20 protein-coding genes are annotated in these 22,457 nt (G+C 53.5%); 7 read left to right on the plus strand and 13 right to left on the minus strand.

Annotated elements, in window-relative coordinates; translation table 11 throughout:
* Positions 1 to 105: 105 nt before the first annotated feature.
* On the plus strand, positions 106 to 813 hold the full coding sequence (locus IPI29_00620) for a hypothetical protein (GenBank protein MBK7411044.1): 708 nt from the start codon (positions 106 to 108) through the stop codon (positions 811 to 813).
* A gap of 60 nt (positions 814 to 873) precedes the next feature.
* Here IPI29_00620 and IPI29_00625 read toward each other — a convergent pair whose 3' ends face one another.
* Both IPI29_00625 and IPI29_00630 read right to left on the minus strand, forming a co-directional pair.
* Positions 874 to 4,278 (minus strand): UvrD-helicase domain-containing protein, encoded by a 3,405-nt coding sequence (locus IPI29_00625; GenBank protein ID MBK7411045.1) that lies wholly within the window; start codon positions 4,276 to 4,278, stop codon positions 874 to 876.
* 8 nt (positions 4,279 to 4,286) lie between these two features.
* The gene (locus IPI29_00630; protein ID MBK7411046.1) at positions 4,287 to 5,531 is read right to left on the minus strand and encodes an insulinase family protein; all 1,245 of its coding nucleotides are present in this window, start codon (positions 5,529 to 5,531) and stop codon (positions 4,287 to 4,289) included.
* Positions 5,532 to 5,665: 134 nt separating this feature from the next.
* On the opposite strand from IPI29_00630, the gene IPI29_00635 reads away from it, so the two are divergent.
* The 4 genes from IPI29_00635 to IPI29_00650 are packed head-to-tail and all read left to right on the plus strand — an operon-like array spanning position 5,666 to position 9,438.
* On the plus strand, positions 5,666 to 6,967 hold the full coding sequence (locus IPI29_00635) for a CHASE2 domain-containing protein (GenBank protein ID MBK7411047.1): 1,302 nt from the start codon (positions 5,666 to 5,668) through the stop codon (positions 6,965 to 6,967).
* Complete coding sequence (locus IPI29_00640) at positions 6,964 to 7,992, plus strand: hypothetical protein (GenBank protein MBK7411048.1); 1,029 nt, start codon at positions 6,964 to 6,966, stop codon at positions 7,990 to 7,992. Before IPI29_00635 ends, IPI29_00640 begins: the two co-directional genes overlap by 4 nt.
* A gap of 2 nt (positions 7,993 to 7,994) precedes the next feature.
* Positions 7,995 to 8,432 carry an NfeD family protein gene (locus IPI29_00645; GenBank protein MBK7411049.1) on the plus strand — a complete coding sequence of 146 codons (438 nt, stop codon included), beginning with the start codon at positions 7,995 to 7,997 and terminating at the stop codon, positions 8,430 to 8,432.
* A gap of 28 nt (positions 8,433 to 8,460) precedes the next feature.
* Positions 8,461 to 9,438 (plus strand): SPFH/Band 7/PHB domain protein, encoded by a 978-nt coding sequence (locus tag IPI29_00650; GenBank protein ID MBK7411050.1) that lies wholly within the window; start codon positions 8,461 to 8,463, stop codon positions 9,436 to 9,438.
* A gap of 13 nt (positions 9,439 to 9,451) precedes the next feature.
* On the opposite strand, the gene IPI29_00655 is transcribed toward IPI29_00650, so the two are convergent.
* The 9 genes from IPI29_00655 to IPI29_00695 are packed head-to-tail and all read right to left on the minus strand — an operon-like array spanning position 9,452 to position 16,192.
* Positions 9,452 to 10,216: a hypothetical protein gene (locus tag IPI29_00655; GenBank protein ID MBK7411051.1), complete on the minus strand. Its 765-nt coding sequence runs from the start codon at positions 10,214 to 10,216 to the stop codon at positions 9,452 to 9,454.
* Positions 10,213 to 11,211, minus strand: coding sequence for a dihydroorotase (gene pyrC / locus IPI29_00660; GenBank protein MBK7411052.1), 999 nt, complete (start codon positions 11,209 to 11,211; stop codon positions 10,213 to 10,215). The genes IPI29_00655 and pyrC overlap by 4 nt, the downstream gene beginning before the upstream one ends.
* Positions 11,212 to 11,213: 2 nt before the next feature.
* Positions 11,214 to 11,666 (minus strand): type I restriction enzyme HsdR N-terminal domain-containing protein, encoded by a 453-nt coding sequence (locus tag IPI29_00665; protein ID MBK7411053.1) that lies wholly within the window; start codon positions 11,664 to 11,666, stop codon positions 11,214 to 11,216.
* Positions 11,659 to 12,360 carry an isoprenoid biosynthesis glyoxalase ElbB gene (gene elbB / locus IPI29_00670; GenBank protein ID MBK7411054.1) on the minus strand — a complete coding sequence of 234 codons (702 nt, stop codon included), beginning with the start codon at positions 12,358 to 12,360 and terminating at the stop codon, positions 11,659 to 11,661. The genes IPI29_00665 and elbB overlap by 8 nt, the downstream gene beginning before the upstream one ends.
* A 2-nt stretch (positions 12,361 to 12,362) precedes the next feature.
* Entirely contained in the window at positions 12,363 to 12,635 is a 273-nt protein-coding gene (locus tag IPI29_00675) for a SemiSWEET transporter (GenBank protein ID MBK7411055.1), read from the minus strand.
* 4 nt (positions 12,636 to 12,639) lie between these two features.
* Complete coding sequence (locus tag IPI29_00680; protein ID MBK7411056.1) at positions 12,640 to 13,416, minus strand: hypothetical protein; 777 nt, start codon at positions 13,414 to 13,416, stop codon at positions 12,640 to 12,642.
* Positions 13,413 to 14,333 carry a methionyl-tRNA formyltransferase gene (locus IPI29_00685; GenBank protein ID MBK7411057.1) on the minus strand — a complete coding sequence of 307 codons (921 nt, stop codon included), beginning with the start codon at positions 14,331 to 14,333 and terminating at the stop codon, positions 13,413 to 13,415. The genes IPI29_00680 and IPI29_00685 overlap by 4 nt, the downstream gene beginning before the upstream one ends.
* Complete coding sequence (locus IPI29_00690) at positions 14,333 to 14,908, minus strand: tRNA-(ms[2]io[6]A)-hydroxylase (GenBank protein MBK7411058.1); 576 nt, start codon at positions 14,906 to 14,908, stop codon at positions 14,333 to 14,335. Before IPI29_00690 ends, IPI29_00685 begins: the two co-directional genes overlap by 1 nt.
* A gap of 9 nt (positions 14,909 to 14,917) precedes the next feature.
* A complete protein-coding gene (locus tag IPI29_00695; protein ID MBK7411059.1) occupies positions 14,918 to 16,192 on the minus strand; it encodes a serine hydrolase in 1,275 nt (424 codons plus the stop codon).
* A gap of 74 nt (positions 16,193 to 16,266) precedes the next feature.
* Here IPI29_00695 and IPI29_00700 point away from each other — a divergent pair, with 74 nt between their 5' ends.
* Positions 16,267 to 17,454, plus strand: coding sequence for a sodium:proton antiporter (locus IPI29_00700; protein ID MBK7411060.1), 1,188 nt, complete (start codon positions 16,267 to 16,269; stop codon positions 17,452 to 17,454).
* On the opposite strand, the gene IPI29_00705 is transcribed toward IPI29_00700, so the two are convergent.
* The gene (locus IPI29_00705; protein MBK7411061.1) at positions 17,444 to 19,597 is read right to left on the minus strand and encodes a hypothetical protein; all 2,154 of its coding nucleotides are present in this window, start codon (positions 19,595 to 19,597) and stop codon (positions 17,444 to 17,446) included. The genes IPI29_00700 and IPI29_00705 overlap by 11 nt on opposite strands.
* Positions 19,598 to 19,987: 390 nt before the next feature.
* On the opposite strand from IPI29_00705, the gene IPI29_00710 reads away from it, so the two are divergent.
* Positions 19,988 to 21,172 (plus strand): MFS transporter, encoded by a 1,185-nt coding sequence (locus IPI29_00710; protein MBK7411062.1) that lies wholly within the window; start codon positions 19,988 to 19,990, stop codon positions 21,170 to 21,172.
* Positions 21,173 to 21,278: 106 nt separating this feature from the next.
* Here IPI29_00710 and IPI29_00715 read toward each other — a convergent pair whose 3' ends face one another.
* On the minus strand, positions 21,279 to 22,457 hold the full coding sequence (locus IPI29_00715) for a hypothetical protein (GenBank protein ID MBK7411063.1): 1,179 nt from the start codon (positions 22,455 to 22,457) through the stop codon (positions 21,279 to 21,281).

Genomic DNA, 22,457 nt, shown 5'->3' on the forward strand with positions numbered 1-22,457 from the left:
TTCAAACCGACACAAGTCATTTGACGCTAGAACGGATCGATCAATTGCTAAATTCACGACAACGAGATCAACCTACCTGTCTATGAAAGCGGGGGAAGATTGCAAATGCAGATCGATACGACCTTTAACGTTTATACTGACGCAAGAGGTGGCGACCCAGACAGCACGAGCCCAACGTTGCGGCGATACCACAAGATGTTGTGGAGTAAACCCCTTCCAAATGGAAGGGCCTTTGAGCTGCACGACAACAAAGAGGGGGCATATCTCTATCATGATTCACAACTCGGGCAGTATCGTCTAGGAAGCGACGCAATAACACACTCCTATAGAAATCAGACGCGAAAGCAATGGCTTGTAAGGCAGATACCACGTGAAGTAGACGAACTGTTTGACATAGGATCAACAATCGGTGCCTACACGCTGTTCCCAAACAATAGAATTGACGATACGTCTACTATAAATCAAGCACGAGGTGTAAATAGTCTCATTGACGATAGATTCGACTTGACTCTAGAGTGCATTCGCTTGTTTTACTTTGGACAACAAAGCCCGTTATATGATACACTTGCGCGATACAGCAGCTTCTTTGAATTGTTTGGAAGCTTTAACGGCTATTACAAATTCTTTTTGCTTGACGACCTTATCGACGAGAACGATACCATACGATTCTACCTACCATTTGACAACTTCCGAACCAAGCCGGCATTTGCGGATGTTGATGAGTACATGATGTATAAACATGCAGTGACAAGATTCATCGAATCAAGAAACAAAAGAATCAACGAATACGCCGATAGAGCTGCAGGAGCCTAAGTCTCAACTTGAAATGGTATTGTTCTGCTAGACACGTCACTTCGTCATTTTGTCACTACGTCACTTCTTAACCGCCTCCATCATCGCCCCCTCCATCTCCTCCATATCCTCACGCTTCCACTCTTGTACGTGATCGATCTGGTGGAGCCCCTTACTTGCGGCTTTTGTGAAGACGAGGCGGGTGCGAACGGTTGAGCATTCGGGGTAGGAGCGGAGACAGAGCCAGGCGTAGGTGCACATCTGGATCTGATACTCTGCGGCAACGGATTCGAGGTGGTCGGATGATGCAACGTTGTTGGTCTTCCAGTCCCAGATCTCGATGGTCGTGTCATTGGGATGAAAACGTACGTCCATCACACCTTGGAAGACGATCTGGTTGAGAGCGCCTACCAGACGGGTCTCGAGGCGGGCGGTGGAGAGGTGGTGGGTGTTGGAGGTGAGGAGGCTCGACTCCAACAACGCAAGGATCTCGGTCACGGCGTCGAGGGCAACGGTGCGGTCGAGGTCGTGCATGGATAGCGCACGTACGATCTCACTGGTCAACGCCTCATCCGACATTCCGGTGAACTTGGTGATCACACCGGAAAGGGCATCGTGGATGGCTGTGCCGTAGATCATGCCGCCGGAACTGCTTCCGTCTGCGTCCTGATATGGTTCGTCCGACGTATGAGAACGCATCATCGCACTTGGCGAGATGAGGGTAGGGGGCGGAGCAGGGATGTGATCAACAACAACATACTCTGTGCGGGCAGACCTACCGTCAGTGTATCGCTCAACCTCTTCGTCGGGCGTGATGATCTGATAGGGGATCTTCGCACCGGGTGCATAGAGGGCCGTTGCGAGCATCTTGGCAAGTGCCTTACCTTTTTCAATGGGATCAGACATCGGAAAGGAGATCACGATGTGCATCTTGGCACGCGTGAGAGCAACGTAGAGTCTGCGCCTGCTCTCTGCCTCTGATCGCATCTTGTCGAGCACCTTGTTCATGTCATGCGTGAGAACGTCAGGCATCTTCTCAAGTTCCGACGGCGTTTCGATCTTCGCTGCCTGCGCCGGAAGGTCGAACGTGAAGCCGAGTTGGTCGGTAAGGATGGTCTGACTGGTTCCTCCGCCGCTGTTGAGTCCGGCTAGGACCACAATGCCATACTCCAAACCCTTTGCGGCATGTATGGTCATGAGCTGCACGGCATCACTCTCTGCAACAAGCTCGCCTTCCTTCTCTCTGTCTACGTCGGGCGGTACCAAGGCCTCGATAGCATCATGAATGCCGGCTCCGGTGCCATCGATAGTACTGCGAATGATGTCGATGGTCTTCTCAACGTTGGCAAGGATCTGGTCTCGACGATCATCCTTGGCAATGGTCTCATGCCAACGCACATCATCTTGCGCACTACGAACGAACTCCGGTATCTGCATCGTGAGGATCCGCGTACCCCATGTTTCCAGGAGCCTGTCGGCATCTACCAGTGCGGGAGATGCAGAGCCCCTTGCAACATATTGTGCTAGTCCATCTCGCAAGCTTGATCGTCTGCCGGTGAGTGCTGCTGCGGTGATCTCGGCATCGGTGCATCGCAGATAGGGCGAACGCATGAGTGTTGCAACGGCAAGGTCGTTTGAGGGGTCGACGCAGGTTGTGAGCAGTGCACGGATGTCGCTTACTTCCGGACGGGTGAAGAAGGCCCTTCCGCCGTGCATTTGAAATGGTACGTTGTAGGATCGAAGCTTGTCGGCCATGCCCTGCACAAGCTCGTTCTTTGGGAGCAACACGGCGATGTCTCCGGGTTGCGGCGGACGTACCAACCACTCACCACTATCACGATCGAATGTGGCAATGTTGCGCTCTATGCTGCCATTGAGAATCTGGACGATGGTCCGGGCTACGGCATCAAGTTCATCATGTTCATCAATAACTACGCTGCATGTTCCTAAGGCAGATGATGTGGGCGCAGTGATGCCTGCTACAAGCTCGGCATAGGCAACATCGTACGAGAGCAGGTCTTCAGGGGAAGGGGCTTCTACACTGCCAAAGATCCGAACACACATGGTGTTGACCATTGAACAGAGGTCTTGATGCATGCGGTAGGAGCGTGAGAGTGGACGATAGCCATCATCCTGACCATGCTTCAGATTGGCATGTCTGATAGCCTGCGTTGCTCTGCGAAAGAGTCGCACGTCGGCATCCCGAAATCCATAGATGCTCTGTTTGTCATCACCAACGATGAAGATGTTCGGTCCGGCGATGTCACGTCCGGCAAGTGCCGGAACGAGCAGACTCAACAACCGAAACTGTTCCGGGTCAGTGTCCTGAAACTCATCCACCATGAGATAGGAGATCCCTGAACGAATAGCCTGGGCCACCTCGTCCTTCTCCAAGAGCTCAATAGCAAGACCGATCATATCGTCGAAGTCGATCCCATTACGATCACGCTTGAGCTGCGTGTACTTCTCCGACGCCATCTGCCCGATCGTGGCAAGTATGCGCAGCAACCGAAGCAGGCGCAATTCCCGATCGTCATCCCACGAGATCTTCTTGAGTGTTACGTACGCAGTATAGGTTTGCTTCGGAAGAACGAATTCCTTGGCCGCACCACTTGCATCGAGTTTTGCCTTGGGGGCGAGGATCGTGCCTGTTTGTGTGAACCAACTCGACATCGTACTAACGGCGATATCAACTGCTCGTTGGTTGTCAGCGTTCTTGGCCTCATCGATCGCCGATCGAATCTGTTCATCAAGGGAATCGAAGGGGACGATGTGTGAATAGTCCGCTACACCTTCAATGACCTCACGCAGCATGTCGATGGCAAGCCCCTTCATCACCGACAGAACGGCTTGGTGCTGTCGATGAAGCCATGCAGTTTCATCTTCTGCTGTCCGTTCATTGAGCAACGCGCAGAACGTGCGAGACCGGGCCATTCGCATCACGAGATCCGTTGCTGCACTGATACTCACATCATCGAACACCGCAAGTGTTTCATCATGTAGGGGGCTTTGCGGATCCAACGCATTTGCCATGGCCATATCAACGGCCTTGGCTGCGAGCATTGATGCTTCTTGCTCTTCGATATCGCGCACGTCGGCATCGATGTTGAGCTCGTCCGCGTATTGTCGGATGATGGACGAACAGAAGCTGTGGAATGTGCTGATGCGGGACCGACCACATTCGTTGATCCAACTCCGGATGTTCTTTACAAAGATCTCGTCGGAGCCGGAGTGAGCGAACTCTGCACGTGCTTCCGGTGATCGAAGAAGATCCACCAAACGTCGGTGTATTCGCTCCTTCATCTCAGCCGCTGCTGCACGAGTGAACGTGATGGCAACCACCTTGTCCATCGGCGTCTGCGTTTCGGCGAGGATCTTCAAGAACCGGTGGGTGAGGACACTCGTCTTCCCCGATCCGGCATTGGCGTGCACAGCGCAGTGCACCGTGAGGTCAAGAGCGTCGAGCTGTTCTTGATGGAACCTCATCGTTGGTTTCAATCCTCAGCTGACGGCATGATCGTACATGTGCTCCAGTTCGAGGACCGACATAACGTGCGAGCAACGCGCGCTACATCGTCGAGCGTGACACGTTCGATCGAGGCAATGGTCTCATACGGGTTTTCAGGAGCCCCTTCCTCCATCATGCCCTTACCGAGCATGGTCATACGGGCCGTGAGGGATTCGAGCGACATCAACTTGCCGGATCGAAGTTGCGTGATGGCCCGTTGCAATTCTGTGCGCTTGACTCCGTCGCGCGCGATCTCATCGAGCACTGTTGCAATGAGAGAATTCACCCGATCGATCTTGTGTTCATCCACTCCGGCATAGATCGCCATCGTTCCGCAGTCGGCAAAGAGTTGGACCTGCGAGTAGACGGAATAGGCCAGTCCGCGTAACTCCCGCAGACGAACATTGAGTCGGGAAGACATCCCATCACCAAGGATCACATTCAGCACCTGCAACACGAACTTATCGGCATGCATGTAGCCCGACGTGCGATGTTGCCAGAGAAGATGGGCTTGTTGAACCGGACGATGGACCACAACCGAACTCTTCGGTAACTCCTTTGGAGTAGAACGTCGCAGGGGGCGTTGTCGAGGGCGCACATCAACCGTAAAGCGCTCCACATCCCGAAGGAAGACATCGATATCGAATCTCCCGCTGATGGCGACCACCATACTTCCGGCGTGATAGTGTTTGTTGTGGAAGGCGCGCACATCATCGGCCGTGATAGCCGCTACGCTTGCGATGGTGCCAACGATCGGCACAGCAAGTGTGTGTCCATTGAAGACCTGACGTTCTCCGAGGTCGAAGATGTATTCTTCCGCTTCATCTTCGTACGAGCGGATCTCTTCTGTGATGATCGTGCGTTCTTTCTCGACATCCGCGTCATCAAAGACAGGCCGGATCACCACATCCGTGAGCGTATCCATCACCCGTTCCAGGTGGTCGCTCAGCGTCCGAACGTAATAGCAGGTTTCTTCCTTGGTGGTATAGGCGTTGGCATAAGCGCCCACGTTCTCGAAGTCACGCGAGATCTTTGCCATCGTCCTCGACCTCGTCCGACGGAACGACGTGTGCTCCACAAAATGCGCCACCCCATCGCCCCTTTTCGGCTCGTCACGCGTCCCGGCCTTCACCCACATCCCCACCGAACACGAATCCACCGTGGCTACAGGGTCGCATAAAACACGGATCCCGTTGGGAAGGATGATATCAGTAGGTGGTGACCAAGGCATTCTGGAAAGTTACGGACTTCTGGAACAGCGAACAGCGAACAGCGAACTCTGTAACCCTGTAACCCCGTAACCCCGTAACCTCGTAATCCTGTAACCCCGTAACCCTGTAACCTCGTAACCCCGTAACTTCCCCCATGCGTAGCTTCTTCTCCTTCGATAACCTGGCGATCGTTGTTGCGACGTGTTGTGCAGTGGCGATGCTGTATGTGGTGCCAAAGAACTTTGATTTTTTGAATCCGATCACGCAGGCCTTGGGCGACTTTGACATGACGGACATGGTGTTCACGCAGTTCCGTGATGAATCCAAGGTTACGGTAGATACCAACATCGTGATCGTGAACATCGGTGATAGGGGGCGGGGCGAGATCGCAGAGATGCTGGGTCGTATCAACCAGGCAGAACCGGCAGTGGTGGGGATCGATGCATTCTTCCGCGCACCAAAGGAAGAAGATCCCGCGTCGGATTCGGCGCTATCGGCCGCCATGCAGGCAACACCCAACCTTGTGCTTGTGAGCAAGGTGGCGTTCAAAGAAGAGGCAGAAGAAGGGGTAGTGGAACAGTGGGTGACCAGTGCGGTTGAGGCCGACCGAGTCTTTGATACGCTTGAGACGAGTCACCCGATGTTTACGGCGCACGCTCCAACGGGCTATGCGAACCTCATCATCGATCAAGAAGCGGCCTTTATGACGGTGCGCGAAGTGTCGTTCGAAGAGGAGTGTGCCGGGAAGAAGGAACACTCGTTCCCAATTCGGATCGCACAGGCAGTTGCGCCGGAACGGGCGGCAGCGGCCTTGGCTCGACATGAGACGCATGAGGTTGTGAACTTCCGTGGTGGACTGGAGAAGTTCTATTCATTCGATGCGGATCAGGTCCTCGATCCGGAAACAGATCTGTCGTTGCTGAAGGGGAAGATCGTGCTGATGGGATTCCTTGGTCCGAAGATCGGTGACCAAGCCTACAGCGACAATTTCTTTACGCCCCTTAATCAACATTATGCCGGACGGAGCTATCCGGATATGTATGGCGTGGTGATCCATGCCAACGTGCTTTCGATGATCCTCTCCGGACAGTTCATCAACACGATGCCTTTCTGGTTCAGTATCGTTCTGGCTCTGGTGGTGCTGATCTTGAACGTGAACCTCTTTACGTTCATCTATAAACACTACGAGAATTGGTACGATACCCTGGCCATCATCACGCAGCTCGGTCAGTCGCTCCTGATCCTCTACCTGACCATTGTGGTCTTCGATACCTACCAATACAAGCTTGCCCTGACGCCTACGTTGATCGGTGTGGCCCTTGTGGGAACCATCCACGACCTCTACGAGGACTCCCTCAAAAAGATCATTCTCACGGGATGGGCTAGGATCCGTCGCCGTCGTGCATCTTTGCAGACAGAAAATCGTACTTCCGCGCCGTCTTCGGAGGAATCATGAACCGTGTCAGTACATTTCTCGTCGTCCTCGTCCTGCTCACCGCTCTCGGAACTGCCCAGGACAAATTCAAGGTGCTCGCCACTCGGGGCTCCGTTACGCTTGACGGTGGCAAAAAGCTCTCTGTTGGACAGAAACTCAAACTCTCGGACAAGATCACGGTTGCAAAAGGGGGCTATGCAAGTCTCGCACACGTGAACGGGAGAACGGTTGAGGTCCGCAAGGAGGGTACGATCAAGATCTCTGAACTCGACAAAGCCGTATCGAAGAAGACCGGCAGCGTATCCGGGAAGTTCGCCACCTACGTTGTTGGTGAGCTCACCGAGGTAAAGGAACCGATCACGTTCACGGACAACCGTCGCAGTAACATGCGCACGACGGGTTCGGTGGAGCGTGCAACGGGTGACGAAGTAAGCCTTGCTGATTCCGTCCTGCGTTGGGTTGGAGGTCCGGGAGAATTGCAAGCACTTGCCGCCGTGGAATCAAATCAGATCGGGTCGGGCGAGGTGTTCAGTGTGATCATGCCACGTCATACCCGACTCCTCACGGACACCGTTCAGTTCACCTGGCACCGCTCAGCAAAGATCCCGCGCTATAAGCTTGTTGTTACTGACCGCGATGACAAGGTGATCGTCACTCGTGAAACAACGGACACAACGCTCACGATCACGATGAGCAGTATCGGGATGCAGAACAATGCTCTCTACTACTGGCACGTAGAGAAGAGTGATAATGCCGATGAACGCACAGCCGAATATGCCCTGTGGATGCTTGGCGGTTCCGATCGCACAGTAGCAACAGAACTCATTGCCAGCGTGAACGAAGACATGGAAGATGCTTCATCTGCCATTGGTGCCCTCGTCCTCGCCGCAGCGTATGAAGATCAAGGCCTGAATTACGACGCGTATCGATGCTATCGTGATGCAATGGCCGCAGCTCCGGAGATCCAAAACTACAAGCGACTCTATGCGGAGTTTCTCCTACGTCAATCGCTCAATCTCGACGCGTATCTCGCGTACAACAAGTGAACATGACACCCGCCCAATATTGGCTTGCCGCCGCGATCATCCTCTTCATTCTGGAGATCGTCACCCCCGGCTTTGTCCTTGCAAACGTTGCCGTTGCCTGTATGGCCGCTAGCGCTGCCGCATGGTTCGGCGCCTCGGTCACCATCCAGGTGATCGTCTTCATCGTTGCCGGACTCGTCTCCTTGGTCACGATCCGCCCCCTCCTCCACAAGACCTTCATGAAGGGGGCTAAACACCACGCAACCGGTGCCCATGCATTGATCGGACGCATCGTACGCGTAACGGACGAGATATCCGTGCCATCTGTTGAAGGTCGCGTTCAAGTGGACGGGGACTCGTGGAGAGCGATCTCCATCGATCACGCTACGATCTCCGCAGGTGACTCTGTGCGTATCGTACGTGTTGATTCCACGATCCTCTATGTGGAACACGTTAAATAAGTAACCATCATCTTCCGTTGAGGAAACCATGGAGTATGTACTCATTGTAGCAGTACTGTTTGTACTGATCCTACTCTTCAAATCTGTTGTTGTGATCCGTCAGGCCGAAACGATGATCGTTGAACGGCTTGGGCGGTACCACAAGACACTCGAAAGCGGGATCAATGTGATCCTGCCGATCATTGATAAGCCCCGTCTCATCGACTGGCGATATGTGAAGACCGACCCATCGGGGAAATACGCCTATATGCACTCCAAAACACCGCGGATCGATCTGCGCGAGAGTGTCTATGACTTCCCACGTCAGAACGTGATCACCAAGGACAACGTATCGATCGAGATCAATGCGCTGCTCTACTTCCAGGTGATGGATCCGATGAAGAGTGTCTACGAGATCTCGAATCTGCCGGATGCTATCCAAAAGCTCACGCAAACAACATTGCGCAACGTGATCGGTGAGCTGGATCTTGATGAAACGCTTACGTCGCGCGATACGATCAACAGCAAACTCCGCATCATTCTCGACGAAGCGTCGAACAAATGGGGGGTAAAGGTCAATCGTGTTGAGCTGCAGGACATCATCCCGCCGCGCGATATCCAGGATGCCATGGAGAAGCAGATGCGTGCCGAACGTGACCGTCGAGCTACACTCCTCACAGCTGACGCAAGCAAGCAGGCCGCCGTCCTTGAATCTCTTGGTCAACGCGAATCCCAGATCAACAATGCCGAAGGCGAAAAGCGCTCTCAGATCCTTATCGCCGAGGGTGAAGCCGAAGCACGGAAGAGAGTGGCGGAAGGGGAAGCAGAGGCCATCCGACTCGTAACGGCCACGGTGAAGGAGTCAGGGGGCGACCCAACGCAATACCTCATCGCCATCCGCTACATCGAGGCACTCAAGGAACTTGGACTGAACGGTAACAAGACCGTCTTCATGCCCTATGAGGCAAGTGGTGTGATGGGATCTCTGGGCTCGTTGAAGGAAATGTTCAAGAGCTCTGACTCCTAAGTCCTACGGAACATCACTTGTGTTGGTAACACTTGCCGCTAGGGTCGGTGGTCATACGCGAGCAACGTTTGCCCTTCTGCGTCTTACCGGTGCACTGTGTGGATTCTGACGCTGTGGACGTCTCCGTAGGCGCAGGTGTAGGTGCAGGCGTTGGCTGAACGTGGGCGTCATGATGAGGTCGCGTGGTGATCTCAATATGCGTTACCGGGTGGATCTCCCACGGTGATCCGCGCCAAACACGTGTACCTTCACTTGATGCTGATTCATCGTCGTGCATGGCATCGTAGAACACCCAGCCCCGTACCTTGACCCATCTGCCAAGAAATGCATCACGAAGGCCTCTACTTGACCAGTTGAGGCCTTTGTCCTTCATGATCTTTTGGAAGCGTGGGGTTACCTCAACCACGAGGAGTTTACTCTTGTTGCCCTCGTCCATTGGGTCGATCGTAAGTTCAATGTGCGTGTCTCGATGTGCCGAATCCTTGGCCTTGCAATTGCACGTTTCAATTGCGCCGATCTTTACCTCGGAGACATAGCCAACGATCTCTGCTCCATCTCCTTCTTTGAACAACGTTGGATGTTCGCCCGACGTCATCAGTACGTCAAACGTGATCTTCGTGTTGATCTGAGCATCGGTTGGCGACCCGTCGCGATTCTTCTTGAGATTCAACGCCTTTGCATTTGCTCTCTTCGCATTTCCTTCTGCACTGCAGGTGTCAAACGTAGATTGTGCAAAAGCACAGCTACACGACAGGAGAAAGATGAGGAGGTATCTCATTCTACGCTCCGTACGCTCCAGGACAGCGTCTTGCCGGCCCACATTGGTACAACGTCTCCGTAGCGATCAGGGATCGTCATCGGTTCCTTCACCAAGTGTACGGTTGTGGCAGGGGGCTCAACACCATAGAGACGTCGAGCATTGTCGCTCACAAAAGCCTGCAACGATCCGAGCGCATTGTTCTGCTCAAAGAGCTCGGCTAACATCGGCAGGAGGATCGGGGCCGTGAACACACCGGCTGCGCACCCGGCAGATTCCTTCTTGTGGATCGGATGTGGCGCACTGTCACTTCCCATCATCAACCGCGGATGTGGTCTGAGCGCAGCCTCAAGAAGTGCCGCGCGGTCTTCCGGACGTTTTGCAATGGGCTTGCAGAACAAGTGTGGGTTCAATATGCCCCCTGCCACATCATCAAGCGTGATGATCAGATGGTGCGGTGTGACCGTTGCGCGTAGGTTCTCAAACTCATCCAACAGGGCAACAGCCGCTTCTGTTGTGATGTGTTCCATCGTGATGCGCAACCGTGGGAAGGTGGTTGCGAGTGAACGGTAGACGTCGCAGAACTCACGTTCGCGGTCCATTACAAAGCCATGTGTTTCGCCATGGACGAGTAGCGGGATATCGAGCTCCTCCATCATGGCGAACACATGTTTCATCGACATGATCTCACGAACGCCGTTCTCGCTGTTCGTTGTAGCGCCCGCCGGATAGAGCTTGATGCCGATGATATGGGGCTTTGCAGCAACCAACTCCTCGCGTGTATAGTCGCGGAAGAACAACGTCATGTAGGGCTGGAACCGATGAGCACCCACGGCGCGCTTCACTTCGGCCGTGTACCAGAGCAGTCTCTCTACCGAGTCTACCGGTGGCACAAGGTTCGGCATGATCACGCCGCCCGAGAAGTGTTGTGCGGAGAGTGGTGCCACTACGTCAAGCATTGCGTCTTGACGGAAGTGGATGTGCATGTCGAGCGGGGAACGGAGGAGGACTTCCATGGTCAAGCAGGATAGGCAGGCACGTCATCGATCATGTCCACGGTGCCATCGGCATCAACGTGGGCGCAATAGGCAACGCGACCATTGGTGAGGAGGACGTAGGGGGCTTTGAGGGTGATGTTGTACCAGGCGGACTGACGGAGCGTATCGGTGGTGATGCCAACATCAGCCCCCTTACATTCTACAAGGAGGAATGGACGCAGGTTGTTGTCGAGCCACAAAAGATCAAAGCGGAGTCCGTTCTTATCCAACACCTTCTCCACGCTGCAGCGTCCTATCGGAAAGCCTTTGCCAACAAGCCAATGAAGGCAGTGCTGCCGGACCCATTCCTCGGGCGTAAGTGCAACATGTTGTTTACGAACGGGATCGAAGATGCGAAGTGTTCCGTCGTCGCTCGAGATCCGGGCCTCAAACGTTGGAAAGATCAGCGTGGGGAGGGCGATGAGTTCAGACATGATCCTCGTTGAGCATCATGAACAGCGCATCAATGGCCTCTCGCACGTTGTTGTGTACCTCAGAGATCGAGACTTCCATCATGTAACAGGGCGCCGTGATGATCCGATTGGAGACATCAACAGTGATCTCTTCGATCGTATTCATGTGGGAGCGAGCGCCGACGCTCTCCATTCCTTGGGCGATCTCTGCGATCTCATAGGGAGAAGGGGCTTGGTCTGTGCCGACCGTGAGATGAGCTTCGATGTCGGAGCCTTCAAGCGCCTTTGCGATGGTGGTAGGGGCCATGCAGAGTCCAACAAGGGGCTTCTTGGCTCGTGCCATGCCGAGGATGATGGAGCGCACATCGTCACGAATGGTGCCGGACGGACCATCGAATGCCCATGATGTGAGATTCTTCGCAACACCGAAACCACCGGGCATGACCAAGGCATCGATCTCGTCGACGGAAACAGATGCCACATCACGAATCACTCCACGAGCAATGCGCGCTGCTTCCACCATGGTGTTGCGGGTCTCGCTGGTTGCTTCACCAGTCACGTGATCGACCACGTGGTGTTGCGGTGCATTCGGAGCCATGCACACTGCTGTGCCGCCGTGACGTGATATCTCCAGTAGCGACAGGACGGCTTCTTGGATCTCCGATCCATCGTAGACGCCGCAGCCGCTGAGCAACACACCAATTCGTTTTCCCATGATCATCGTCTCCCTGTCTGACGCATATCAGCGATCTTCTTCGTTAACATGTAGATGATGAACAGAAATGCCACAGCGTTGGCCCAGACGATGCTCACATCGCTGCGCAGGAGTCCATACGAAAGCCACAACATGCTGCCCGTGATCATCAGACCAAGCATGCCAATGCTGAGTTGATCCACTTGTTGGGTCTGCCAGACCTTGAAGGCCTGCGGAGCCAAGGCAAACGTAGAACAACAGCCGGCGGTGAGGCCGAGAATGGTGACGGGGTCCATGGTGTTATGAAGTGATGGAGAGTGTTCGATAGTGGGCCATGATCACATCGGGATAGTTCGACACAACACCCTGCACGCCCACGTCGATCACATACTCGAGCTCGGCTGGAGTGTTCACGGTATACACACCGATAGGAATGTTGTGTTCTCTGCAGTCCTCTACACGCTCCGGCGTGAGCTCTTCAACAGAACACCCATATCCGTCGGCAAGGCACTCACGAGCTACTTCGTGTGGTAAACGTTCATCGTCGGGCACATTGAGCGCGATCGTGCGCAAATGCGGATCGATGGACTTGATAAAGAGCAATGCATGGTGATCGAACGATGCAAAGACTGTATGATCCGTCATACCGGCATTGATGATCGCTTGGACGATTGCGTGGATGTTGCGAGCAGCCTGTTCACTTGCGGTAAGGGGCTTGATCTCGATGTTGAGGTAGACCCGACCCTTGATCACATTCAGCGCTTCTTCGAGAAGGGGCACATGTTCACCGGCAAACCGAACATCAAACCAGGAACCGGCATCGAGCGAGCGGATGTCGTTGAGAGAACATTCTCGTATGTCGCCGTGACCGTTCGTTGTACGATCGAGATGTTCGTCATGAAAGACCACGAGTGCATTATCACTCGTCACCTGCACGTCGAGTTCCACCATCATCGCACCGGTATCGATCGCCGCCTGAAGCGACGCCAACGTGTTCTCGGGTGCGATCCCGGAAGCACCGCGGTGTGCGCAGACGATGAACGGTGTTGACCGTACGTATTCAGCAAGTGATATCATTGAAACGATCCTTCAGTTTGACCACGATATCCACGCATCACATCAGCGGCTGCCATTCTCCGTTTCCCGGGCAACTGTAGTTCATCGATCGAGAGCAGCCCATCGGCACAGGCGGCGCGCAACACTCCGTCGCGGATCTGCCAGGTGCCAGGAGCCCCGTTACCATCGATGTAGGAAGCACGGTAGATCTTGAGGATCTCGCCGTTCCATATCGTCCACGCACAAGGTGAAGGGGACAGACCGTGAATGAAATTACGAACCGATGAGCGGTTGTTTGTCCAGTCAAGAGCGCTTGTTTCTCGGAAGACCTTGGGCGCGGGAGTGGCCAAGTCATCGTTCTGCGGTTGTGGCCGGAGCGTACCGGCAAGGAGTCCGGCACACGTTGCCACTGCACATTCGGCTGCAAGGGGCATGAGTGCCGTATACAGCTCACCGGCAGTCATTCCGTCAGGGATCGGGAGTTGACGTTGGAGGAGGATGGTTCCGGTGTCCACTACGTCGTTGAGGAGGAAGGACGTAACACCCGTGTTCTGCTCACCGGCCATGATGGCGTGGTTGATCGGGGCAGCGCCACGGAACCGGGGGAGCAGGGAGGCGTGTACGTTGAACGTTCCCTTGCGAGCGAGGGAGTATACCGCGTTCGGGAGGATACGAAAGGCGATCACACACATCACATCCGGATCGCGTGAAGCGATCTCTGCTGCAAAGTTCGGGTCCTTGAGAGATGCCGGTTGCAAGATGTCGGTGATGCCAAGATCCATTGCAGCCTGCTTCACAGCTGATGGCGTAACGCTTTGTCCTCTGCCTCGAGGTTTGTCGGGAGCGGTCACAACCGTCTGCACACCGAACTCGGCATGGATGGCTTGCAGGGCCGGCACGGCAAACTCCGGGGTGCCCATGAAGATGATGTTTGCCATTAGCCGTGCATGGTTGGTTTGTTGGCAAGCCCCTTAACGATCTCGGCTTCGATCTGACCAAATTCCTGCAGGCGTTGCTTCACTACCTCGTGCGGGAAATACTCTCGAGCGATGTCGGTGTAGAGTCTGTAGTGGCCGGCCTCACTCTCAAACAACGAGCGATACAACTCTCGCATCTCCTCTGTTGGAGCATGTTTGGCAAGTAGGGAGAACCGTTCACACGAGCGTGCTTCGATAAATGCGCCGATCATCAAGAAGTCGAGCAAACGTTTTGGCTCAGTTCCATGGATATGATCGTGCAATGCCTTGGCGTAATCACTTCCGGCATCTCTTCCCAGCGTGAGGTTACGTTTCTCCAGCTCATTCATCACCGTGGTGAAGTGCTCAAGTTCCTCTGCTGCAAGCTCGATCATATCCCGCACAAGACGTGTTCTGTCAGGATACCGATTGATCATAGTGAGCGCAAAGAACGCGGCCTTCTTTTCGCAGTGTGCATGATCCTGTAGGATCAGATCCGGGTTGGCAACCGCAACGGGGATCCACTCCAGATTTGTGGGGCAGGCGAGACATAACATCTCGCAAAGTTACGGGGCGATGAGCTGAATGGCACGTTCAACGATCCCGGCGAAGGACATGAGGTCTACGGCAGCGTCGGTGCGGAGCCAGGAGACCGAGAGGCCATACCATTCTCCCGACGAATGCCGGAGCAGATAGGTCATGTTCAAAACGCCCGTCTCACTGCCTCCCTTGTACCCGATGAACTTCCACGTCTTGGCATCAACCTCTACTCCCGGATTGATACTGAGGATCCCGCGAACTGGGGCTGCCTTGGGATCTTCCGAGAGAATGCGAAGCCGATCCATGGTACGAACGAGGTCGGGGGTGCGCGCGAACCACTCCAGTTTATCTGGCAGAACCGTGGTATCGATGAAGTTCACGGCGCTCAAGGGGACGGTTCGCGTGATCTCATCCAACATTGCTCGACGTTGTGCTTGATCGAGCGAGAGGTAGGTATGAGCTCTGCGTGCACTGTCGCTGAATTTGAGGACAAAGAGCTGTCGCGTCGACATGAACGGTACATTCATCTCCGGCTTCGAATGTCCCATTGCGGCAACCATCCGCTCCACCTTCTCCGGTCCGAGATGATGCAGCAGCAGATCGGTTGCTGTGTTGTCGCTGATGGAGATCATTTGTGAGGCAAGGGTATGTAAGGTAACAGGAGCCCCATGAGGCCATGACTGCATCACACCCGACGGAAGGGAATAGCGGTTGGAGTCGAGCAACACCACCTCATCCCACCGATGTTCACCGGCAATAACGGATCGAGTCAACTCCCCAAGTATCCAGAGCTTGAACGACGAGCCGGTAGGGAGGTAGAGGGCCGTGTCGGATTGGGCGATCACCTTGCCGGTGGTGAGATTTTTAGCATACAGGGATGTGGATCCGGGTAGCTTCTTCAGATCTGCCATGATCGTGGTGAGATCGGCCGACATCTTCACCGGCGGCTTGAGAAACAGTCCATCGATCCTGTGAGGGGGCTTCTCCGTGATCGAGATGTTGATCGGAATAGCATAGCCATTTGTTGTAACCGCCTCTGCCTTGGCACGGAATGCACCGGAACTCTCAACAATGCGAGTTGAGACACATCCTCCTGATTCCTTCGTGAGTTGCTGCACCACCATGGTGAGCTGCATCGGTGGCACCTTCTGTAGGAACTCGGTGGTGAAGACCGTGTCGAACCGTAGGCTCTTCCCACTGATCATTGTGCAGACATCAGCAAGCCTGACCTGCATGGGATCTTGGGCCGATACCGTGATGGTACTTATGATGAGAACGAACGTTGCTACGACGTGGCGCATAGAAGATCTCGATAGGTGAAGCACTCAATATTGCATAAAATGCGATTCTAGTGAAGGCTAACTGAGGATCCTCCATGACAATGCCGATCATTATCGCGACGTGTACGCTGTTGCTCTTGGCGTACGTTTTTGATCTCACGTCTCGTCGGTCGAAGATTCCATCGGTCATTCTCCTGATCGGACTTGGATTCGTGGTCAAGGTCGTAGCTGGGATCTTTGGTATTCAGCTCCCCGATCTCTCCATGGCATTGCCGGTGTTCGGGACGATAGGGTTGGTGCTGATCGTGTTGGAAGGGGCTCTTGACCTGGAGGTACGGCGAGAACAGCTGCCATTCATTGGACGGGCCACTCTGGTCTCTGTTCTTCCGCTTCTGGCATTCTCGTTCCTCTTTGCGTTTGCGCTGCAATGGGCAACCGGGGCCGGATTCCAGCATTGTCTTGCCAATGCCATTCCGCTTTCTGTGATCTCCAGTGCTGTCGCAATTCCCACGGCTGCGGCATTCAAGAAGTCCGACAGAGAATTTGTGGTCTACGAGAGCAGTATCTCTGACATCGTTGGCGTGATCTTCTTCAACTTCATCACGGTCAACGACAACATCGACTACGTCTCCGTGTTCGACTTCATTGGAGAATTCCTGTTGATGATCGTGATCTCCCTCGCTGCGAGCGTACTGCTTGGGATGTTGCTTGCACGGATCAGTCACCGCGTGAAGTACATCCCCATCACCTTGGCCATCCTCCTCATCTATGCCGTATCAAAGGAATTCCACCTGCCGGCCTTGATCTTCATCCTGTTCTTCGGACTCTTCCTTGGAAATCTCGACCAGCTGACGTTTGTATCGCGAATAAATAAGATCGGTAAGGACCAACGAGATCGAGAAGTTCACAGTTTCCATGACATCATAGGCGAAGTCACCTTCCTGATTCGTGCACTCTTCTTCCTTCTCTTCGGCTTCGTGATAGAAACCGCGGAGCTACTTGACGGAAGCGCGATTCTCTGGTCGTTAGGAGTAGTAGCAACCATCTTCGCCCTACGAGCCATCACGCTCGTTTCCGTGCGACAGCCCTTGTTGCCACTACTCTTCATCGCCCCGCGTGGATTGATCACGATCCTACTCTTCCTTGGCCTGCCACTATCGTACCATCTTGATATTGTCAGCCGATCCTTGGTCATTCAAGTCATCATCCTCTGCGCCTTGATCATGATGATCGGATCATTGACGGCCCAGCCGAGAACAAACGGCAACAATGCTACTTCTTGATGAAGACAAGAGTTGCATGGTTGTGGACACCATTGCTCACGGTAAGTATGGCGGGCCCGTTTGGTACGTTCCCAATGTCTAGAGATACGATGATTCGCTCTTGCCCAAGAGTTGTTCTAGACACGAAGGACTCTCTGATCAGACTTCGGCCATCAATAGAGTAGAGCCCAACCTTGAAAGACGACCCCGCCCCTTGAAGAAAACCAAGATCAGCATGAAGCACACTTGATGCAGGATTAGGATAAGCATTGTGAATTTGGGCAAACAAGATCTCCTCAACACCACTGATCGGCTGGTCCTCTATCTGAACATGAAGTTCAACTAGTGAATTGGCCGATCTATAGACGAGATTTCTACTATTCGTGAACTTAAGCTCAAACAGCTTGCCAATTGGGTGATTATCGAAGGGCCTCAATGATCCCGGATTGAACCTGTAGGTGCGAAACACGCTGTCCCGCAAGAACATCACAATGATGGAATGCTTGAGATCAACGACTGTAATGGTGTCTCCAAACTTTCTTCCGTAGCATCGTGAGTCTGCACGAAAAAGACCTTTCGGCCATTGGATGTACTTCTCTTCAGAAATGCCCGAAACGGATGCTACTCTGAGGAATCCTCTAGGAATGCTGCCTTCCGCGTCTGGCTCTTGAAATGACAGCAACGTGAACCCCTTGCTATCACTACCAAGAAGTACATGTGGTGGGCGGTCATACACCTGATCTAAGCGAAAGTGTGGTTCTCCATTCGACTTCGAAGAATAGATATCGACTCCCCAACCGTGCATCAGAATTAGTTGGTCGGAGGACAGCTGTAGTCCGTATTCATTGAAAACGGGTTTGCATGGCATTGTCGACCAATGCTCACCGTCCACGCTTTGAAAGACGGAATCATTACCAATGACAAGAAGCGTATCGACGTGTCTAAAAGCGCGATTCACCCTACCGAAGTCGGCGATCACAACCGACTTCCAAGAAGAACCGGAATCGTTTGAAACAGCAATACCTCGATAGCAAACTGCATTTATCGATCGCTTATCGTGGATGAGAAATATGACATTGCCAATGTCTAGTGTCCGGATCTTAGAGATGTCAACTTTACGCGACTCCTGTGGAGAGCGAAAGAGTACAAGAGTATCGTTGTATCGAAACGACGCTACGTAATCATTGTCCAACATCGACCAGGTTGTGTGGGGAAGTCCGGTAGCGATGTTTGAAGGGGTTACATACCCACTGATCTTAAGTCCATTGTCGAGGTTCTGTCTTGTCCCCCCGCGGAACAAGTGCCATCGTCCTTTCTTGGTGAAAACACCTTTGTCTAACCGTCTGATTTCAGTTGTGTCGATGGGGACTGTCTGAATGTCACTTTTTGAGCGAATCTCAAAAACCGAGTTGCCAAACGTATGAGTTGACATTACGGTAACTACACGTTCGGAGTCTCCACTATAGACAGTGTGCCATGGGATGAATCCCAATCCAAATGCCTCGGTGAGACTCGATACAGAAGGTTGTTCAGGGTTCAACACCCCAGTCACCCCAGTTGTTGAAAGCACAAGAACGGATCCATCTCCCAGCTCCACGAGCGAAAGCACAAATCCAAGCCATGACACGTTTATAGTGTCGACTCGATCAGCGCTCTTTACGTAGATGATGGAATCTCCAATATGCGCGTAAACTTGGCTTTCATTGTTAGCAACGAAGGTGAGTGGTCGAGCGGCTGGGTCGTAAAGGACAATAAGGACCGAATCCAGTGAGCTGCCCGCTGGGGCGACATTCACAAAGTGCTCCCCCCGAGCTATCCAAAGTTCTCCCTTCACATTGAACGAGTATCCGTTTATTGGATAGCCATAAGGGTCGTGCCATTCCCGTGATACCGTGTCAAGTATCCGTACAGAATTGTCCGCAAGGACAAGCCAGTTCGCAGAGCCATGTATGATCACATCGATCGGTATCGGGCCTACGACTGGTGGCAGTGCGGTTAACAAACCGTCGTCAGGATCCATCGTGAAGACTTCACCCGACGACGTTGTTAAGACCACGTGAGATGTATTCGACGTTGCTGAAGTGATCGTTGAATATGGATATGCCGCAAGGGTTGAGTACCGAATGAAAGCAGAATCAGATTGCTGGGCATGGACCTCAAGCAAAGCGATTTGAACCGCTAAAAGAGATAGCAGAATGAAGCTTACAATTCGAAATGATGAGACCAGTTGAACCCCCGGTTGCGAATCTGAAAAACAACATACGAATTCAAAATCTCCTGAGTTAGCGACCTAGCCGACACAAAATGAAAGTACAAAAGCATTGAAATGAAAATATCGGCACGACAATTGCTGCTGACTTTTCATGCGCTCATTCTGTCAACCATCGATTCCCGTTACAACAACGAACGTTTGCGTCAAGCCTCTTGGCGTGGACGCATTTGTGCATATCGAAACTGACAGGACCGCGCAGCACTAGAACGAAGCTCCAAGTACGTGCATAAGAGGCGGTCACTTTCCGAGAGTGATCGCCTCTTTGCTTTTTCGGTGAATTGTATGAGAACGAAACGACTACAACGAAACATCTACCTCCTCCGACTCCTCCGTGTGGCGAACATGGCCTTGTTCACCATACCGGTGTTGGTGGTCTACTACCGTCACCATGGTCTGAGTATGCAGGACGTGATGCTCCTGCAAGCGATCTTCGCCGTGACGATGGTTGTGATCGAGGTTCCGAGCGGTTACTTCAGTGACGTGCTTGGCCGACGCAAAACGATGATCATCGGCACCATCCTCGCACTCTGCGGATGGGCTTGCTACGTTGTGGCCGCATCCTTCAGCGAGTTCCTCATTGCCGAGGCGTTCCTGGGAGTTGGAATGTCCTTCATGAGCGGAACGGACTCTGCCATGCTCTACGATTCACTTCTTGAGCTGGGTCACACGGAACAGTCGTTGAAGGAAGAGGGGGCTCAAATGTCCTACGCAAACTTCTCCGAGGCCGGTGCCTCGGTGATCGGCGGCGCGCTTGCCGCCGTGAGTCTGCATCTTCCATTCTACGTGCAGGCTGTGTGGATGCTTGTGCCGATCGTGGCATCGGTGATGCTCATCGAACCATCATTGCACAGACGGGCAGGACATAAGGCCGGATGGCAGGAGATGAAGGAGATCCTTTCGCGCGTCTTTCTTCACGACACACATATTCGCTCCCTCATCATCACGTCATCGGTCCTGTCAGCAACCACACTTACCATGGTCTGGCTCATTCAACCGTACTGGACGTATGTAGGAATCCCTGTGGCTCTCTTTGGAGTATTGTGGGCTTCCGGCAATGCGCTTGTTGGTGTTGTGTCCATCCGTGCACACATTGTTGCAGATCGCATCAGTACAAACTCGATGTTGGCTATTCTGATTGTCGCCGTCAGCCTGTCCTGCATCATCGCCGGACTCTGGCCAAGCATGATCACCGCCGGGCTGCTTGCCGTGATGTACATCTCACGCGGACTCCTCAATCCCATCGTGAACAACGACCTCAACAAACGCGTAACGAGCGGTCAACGCGCAACCGTGCTCAGCCTCCGCCAACTCGGTATGCGCTTTATTTTCCTCATCATGGCCCCATTCATCGGCTACATGGGAGACCTTACGTCTATCCCAACGGCAGTCGTGATCACCGGCTCTTTGAGCGCCTTTCTCTGGCTATCAAGCGCCTTGTTCAAGGGCTTCTTCAAGCGCCTTCGTTAAGCGCCTTCGTTAAGCGCCTTCTGCAAGATCAGCCTTAACAAGCCACTTGAAGAAGGCGCTTGAACAAGGCGCTTAACAAGCCTCTGGAAGGCGCTTAAAAAGCCGCTCAACGAGCCAAGTGTTCGATCGGACACATCACCGTAACCCCATTTGTCTTCACCACAGCCACGTACGTGCCGGATGGTTGATCGATGAGGTCGATCTCTCGTTCTTGCACGCCGGATTCACCTGATTCGGTTGCGACGTCGAGGATCTTGATCATGATGCTGTTGTGGACGGTGACTGTCACACGCGATACTTCGGGGATCACATAGCGGAGATTGTAGATCCCCGGAGTGTCTTCTGATGGCGTTACAGAGATCTGCGGGATCTTTGCATCGCGTGTTGTTGATACTTCACGAGCAGATTTCACACGCGGATAGAAATAGATGGGTGCTGTGTCGCCCCCTTCCTCACGCTCGGAGGTGGTATAGAATCCATCATCCTTTGGCGTAAAGCAGATGGCCTCGCCTTGTTCTTCCGGCATGTAGGTAATGCGAGTTGCTTCGCGTTTGAAGGTTTCGGTAAGGGGCTCCTTGCCGTTGCGTGTCCAGTGCCAGACGTAGAGGTAGTTCTTGAGGAGGATCTGCGATCCGTCGTGGGAAATGTCTCCGGCCGTGAAGAGATTCATCGGCAGCGCGGTAACGAACTCGAGTTTGCGTGTGGTGCCGGAAACGTGTGGTGCGGCCGCACGATAGATGCGACACTTTTTGTCGCGCTTGCTTACGATGTACATGTCCTGTGTGAGTGGGTCCACGATCAACGCCTCTGCATCACGCGCACCATCGGGATAGGTGAACATGAACGTGTCGTAGGTAAGTGATTGTGTTGTGCGGTCGGACTTCTTGCGGGAGAGATCGGGCTCCGGCAGACGATAGACGGTGATGTTTTGGCGTTTGCCTTCGTTATCACCAATGTCGCCGGCATAGAGGTACATCTTCCCTGGTTCCGGACCCGGACCATAGGCCATGTCTTCCCAGTCACGCGCAGTTGCTTTTGGAAGCGTGAACTTCTCCATGACGCCGCCTTTAAGCGTAACGGCATAGAGGGTAGGTTCATCGCCGGAGTCATTGTGCATCCACAAGACATCAGGGTTGGTAGTGGAGGCTACCATGCCCGATGCTTCAGGGAGTTCCTTTTGCGGAGTAGCTCCAACCTTGAATGGTCCGCCGAACCAAACGTCCTGCGCAGTAGCACAGAACGTCAGAGCAGAACACAGAACACTAACCGCAAGGAGTTTGAACAT

It is taken from the genome of Ignavibacteria bacterium (genome assembly GCA_016707005.1).
Classification (GTDB): Bacteria; Bacteroidota; Ignavibacteria; order Kapaibacteriales; family Kapaibacteriaceae; genus UBA10438.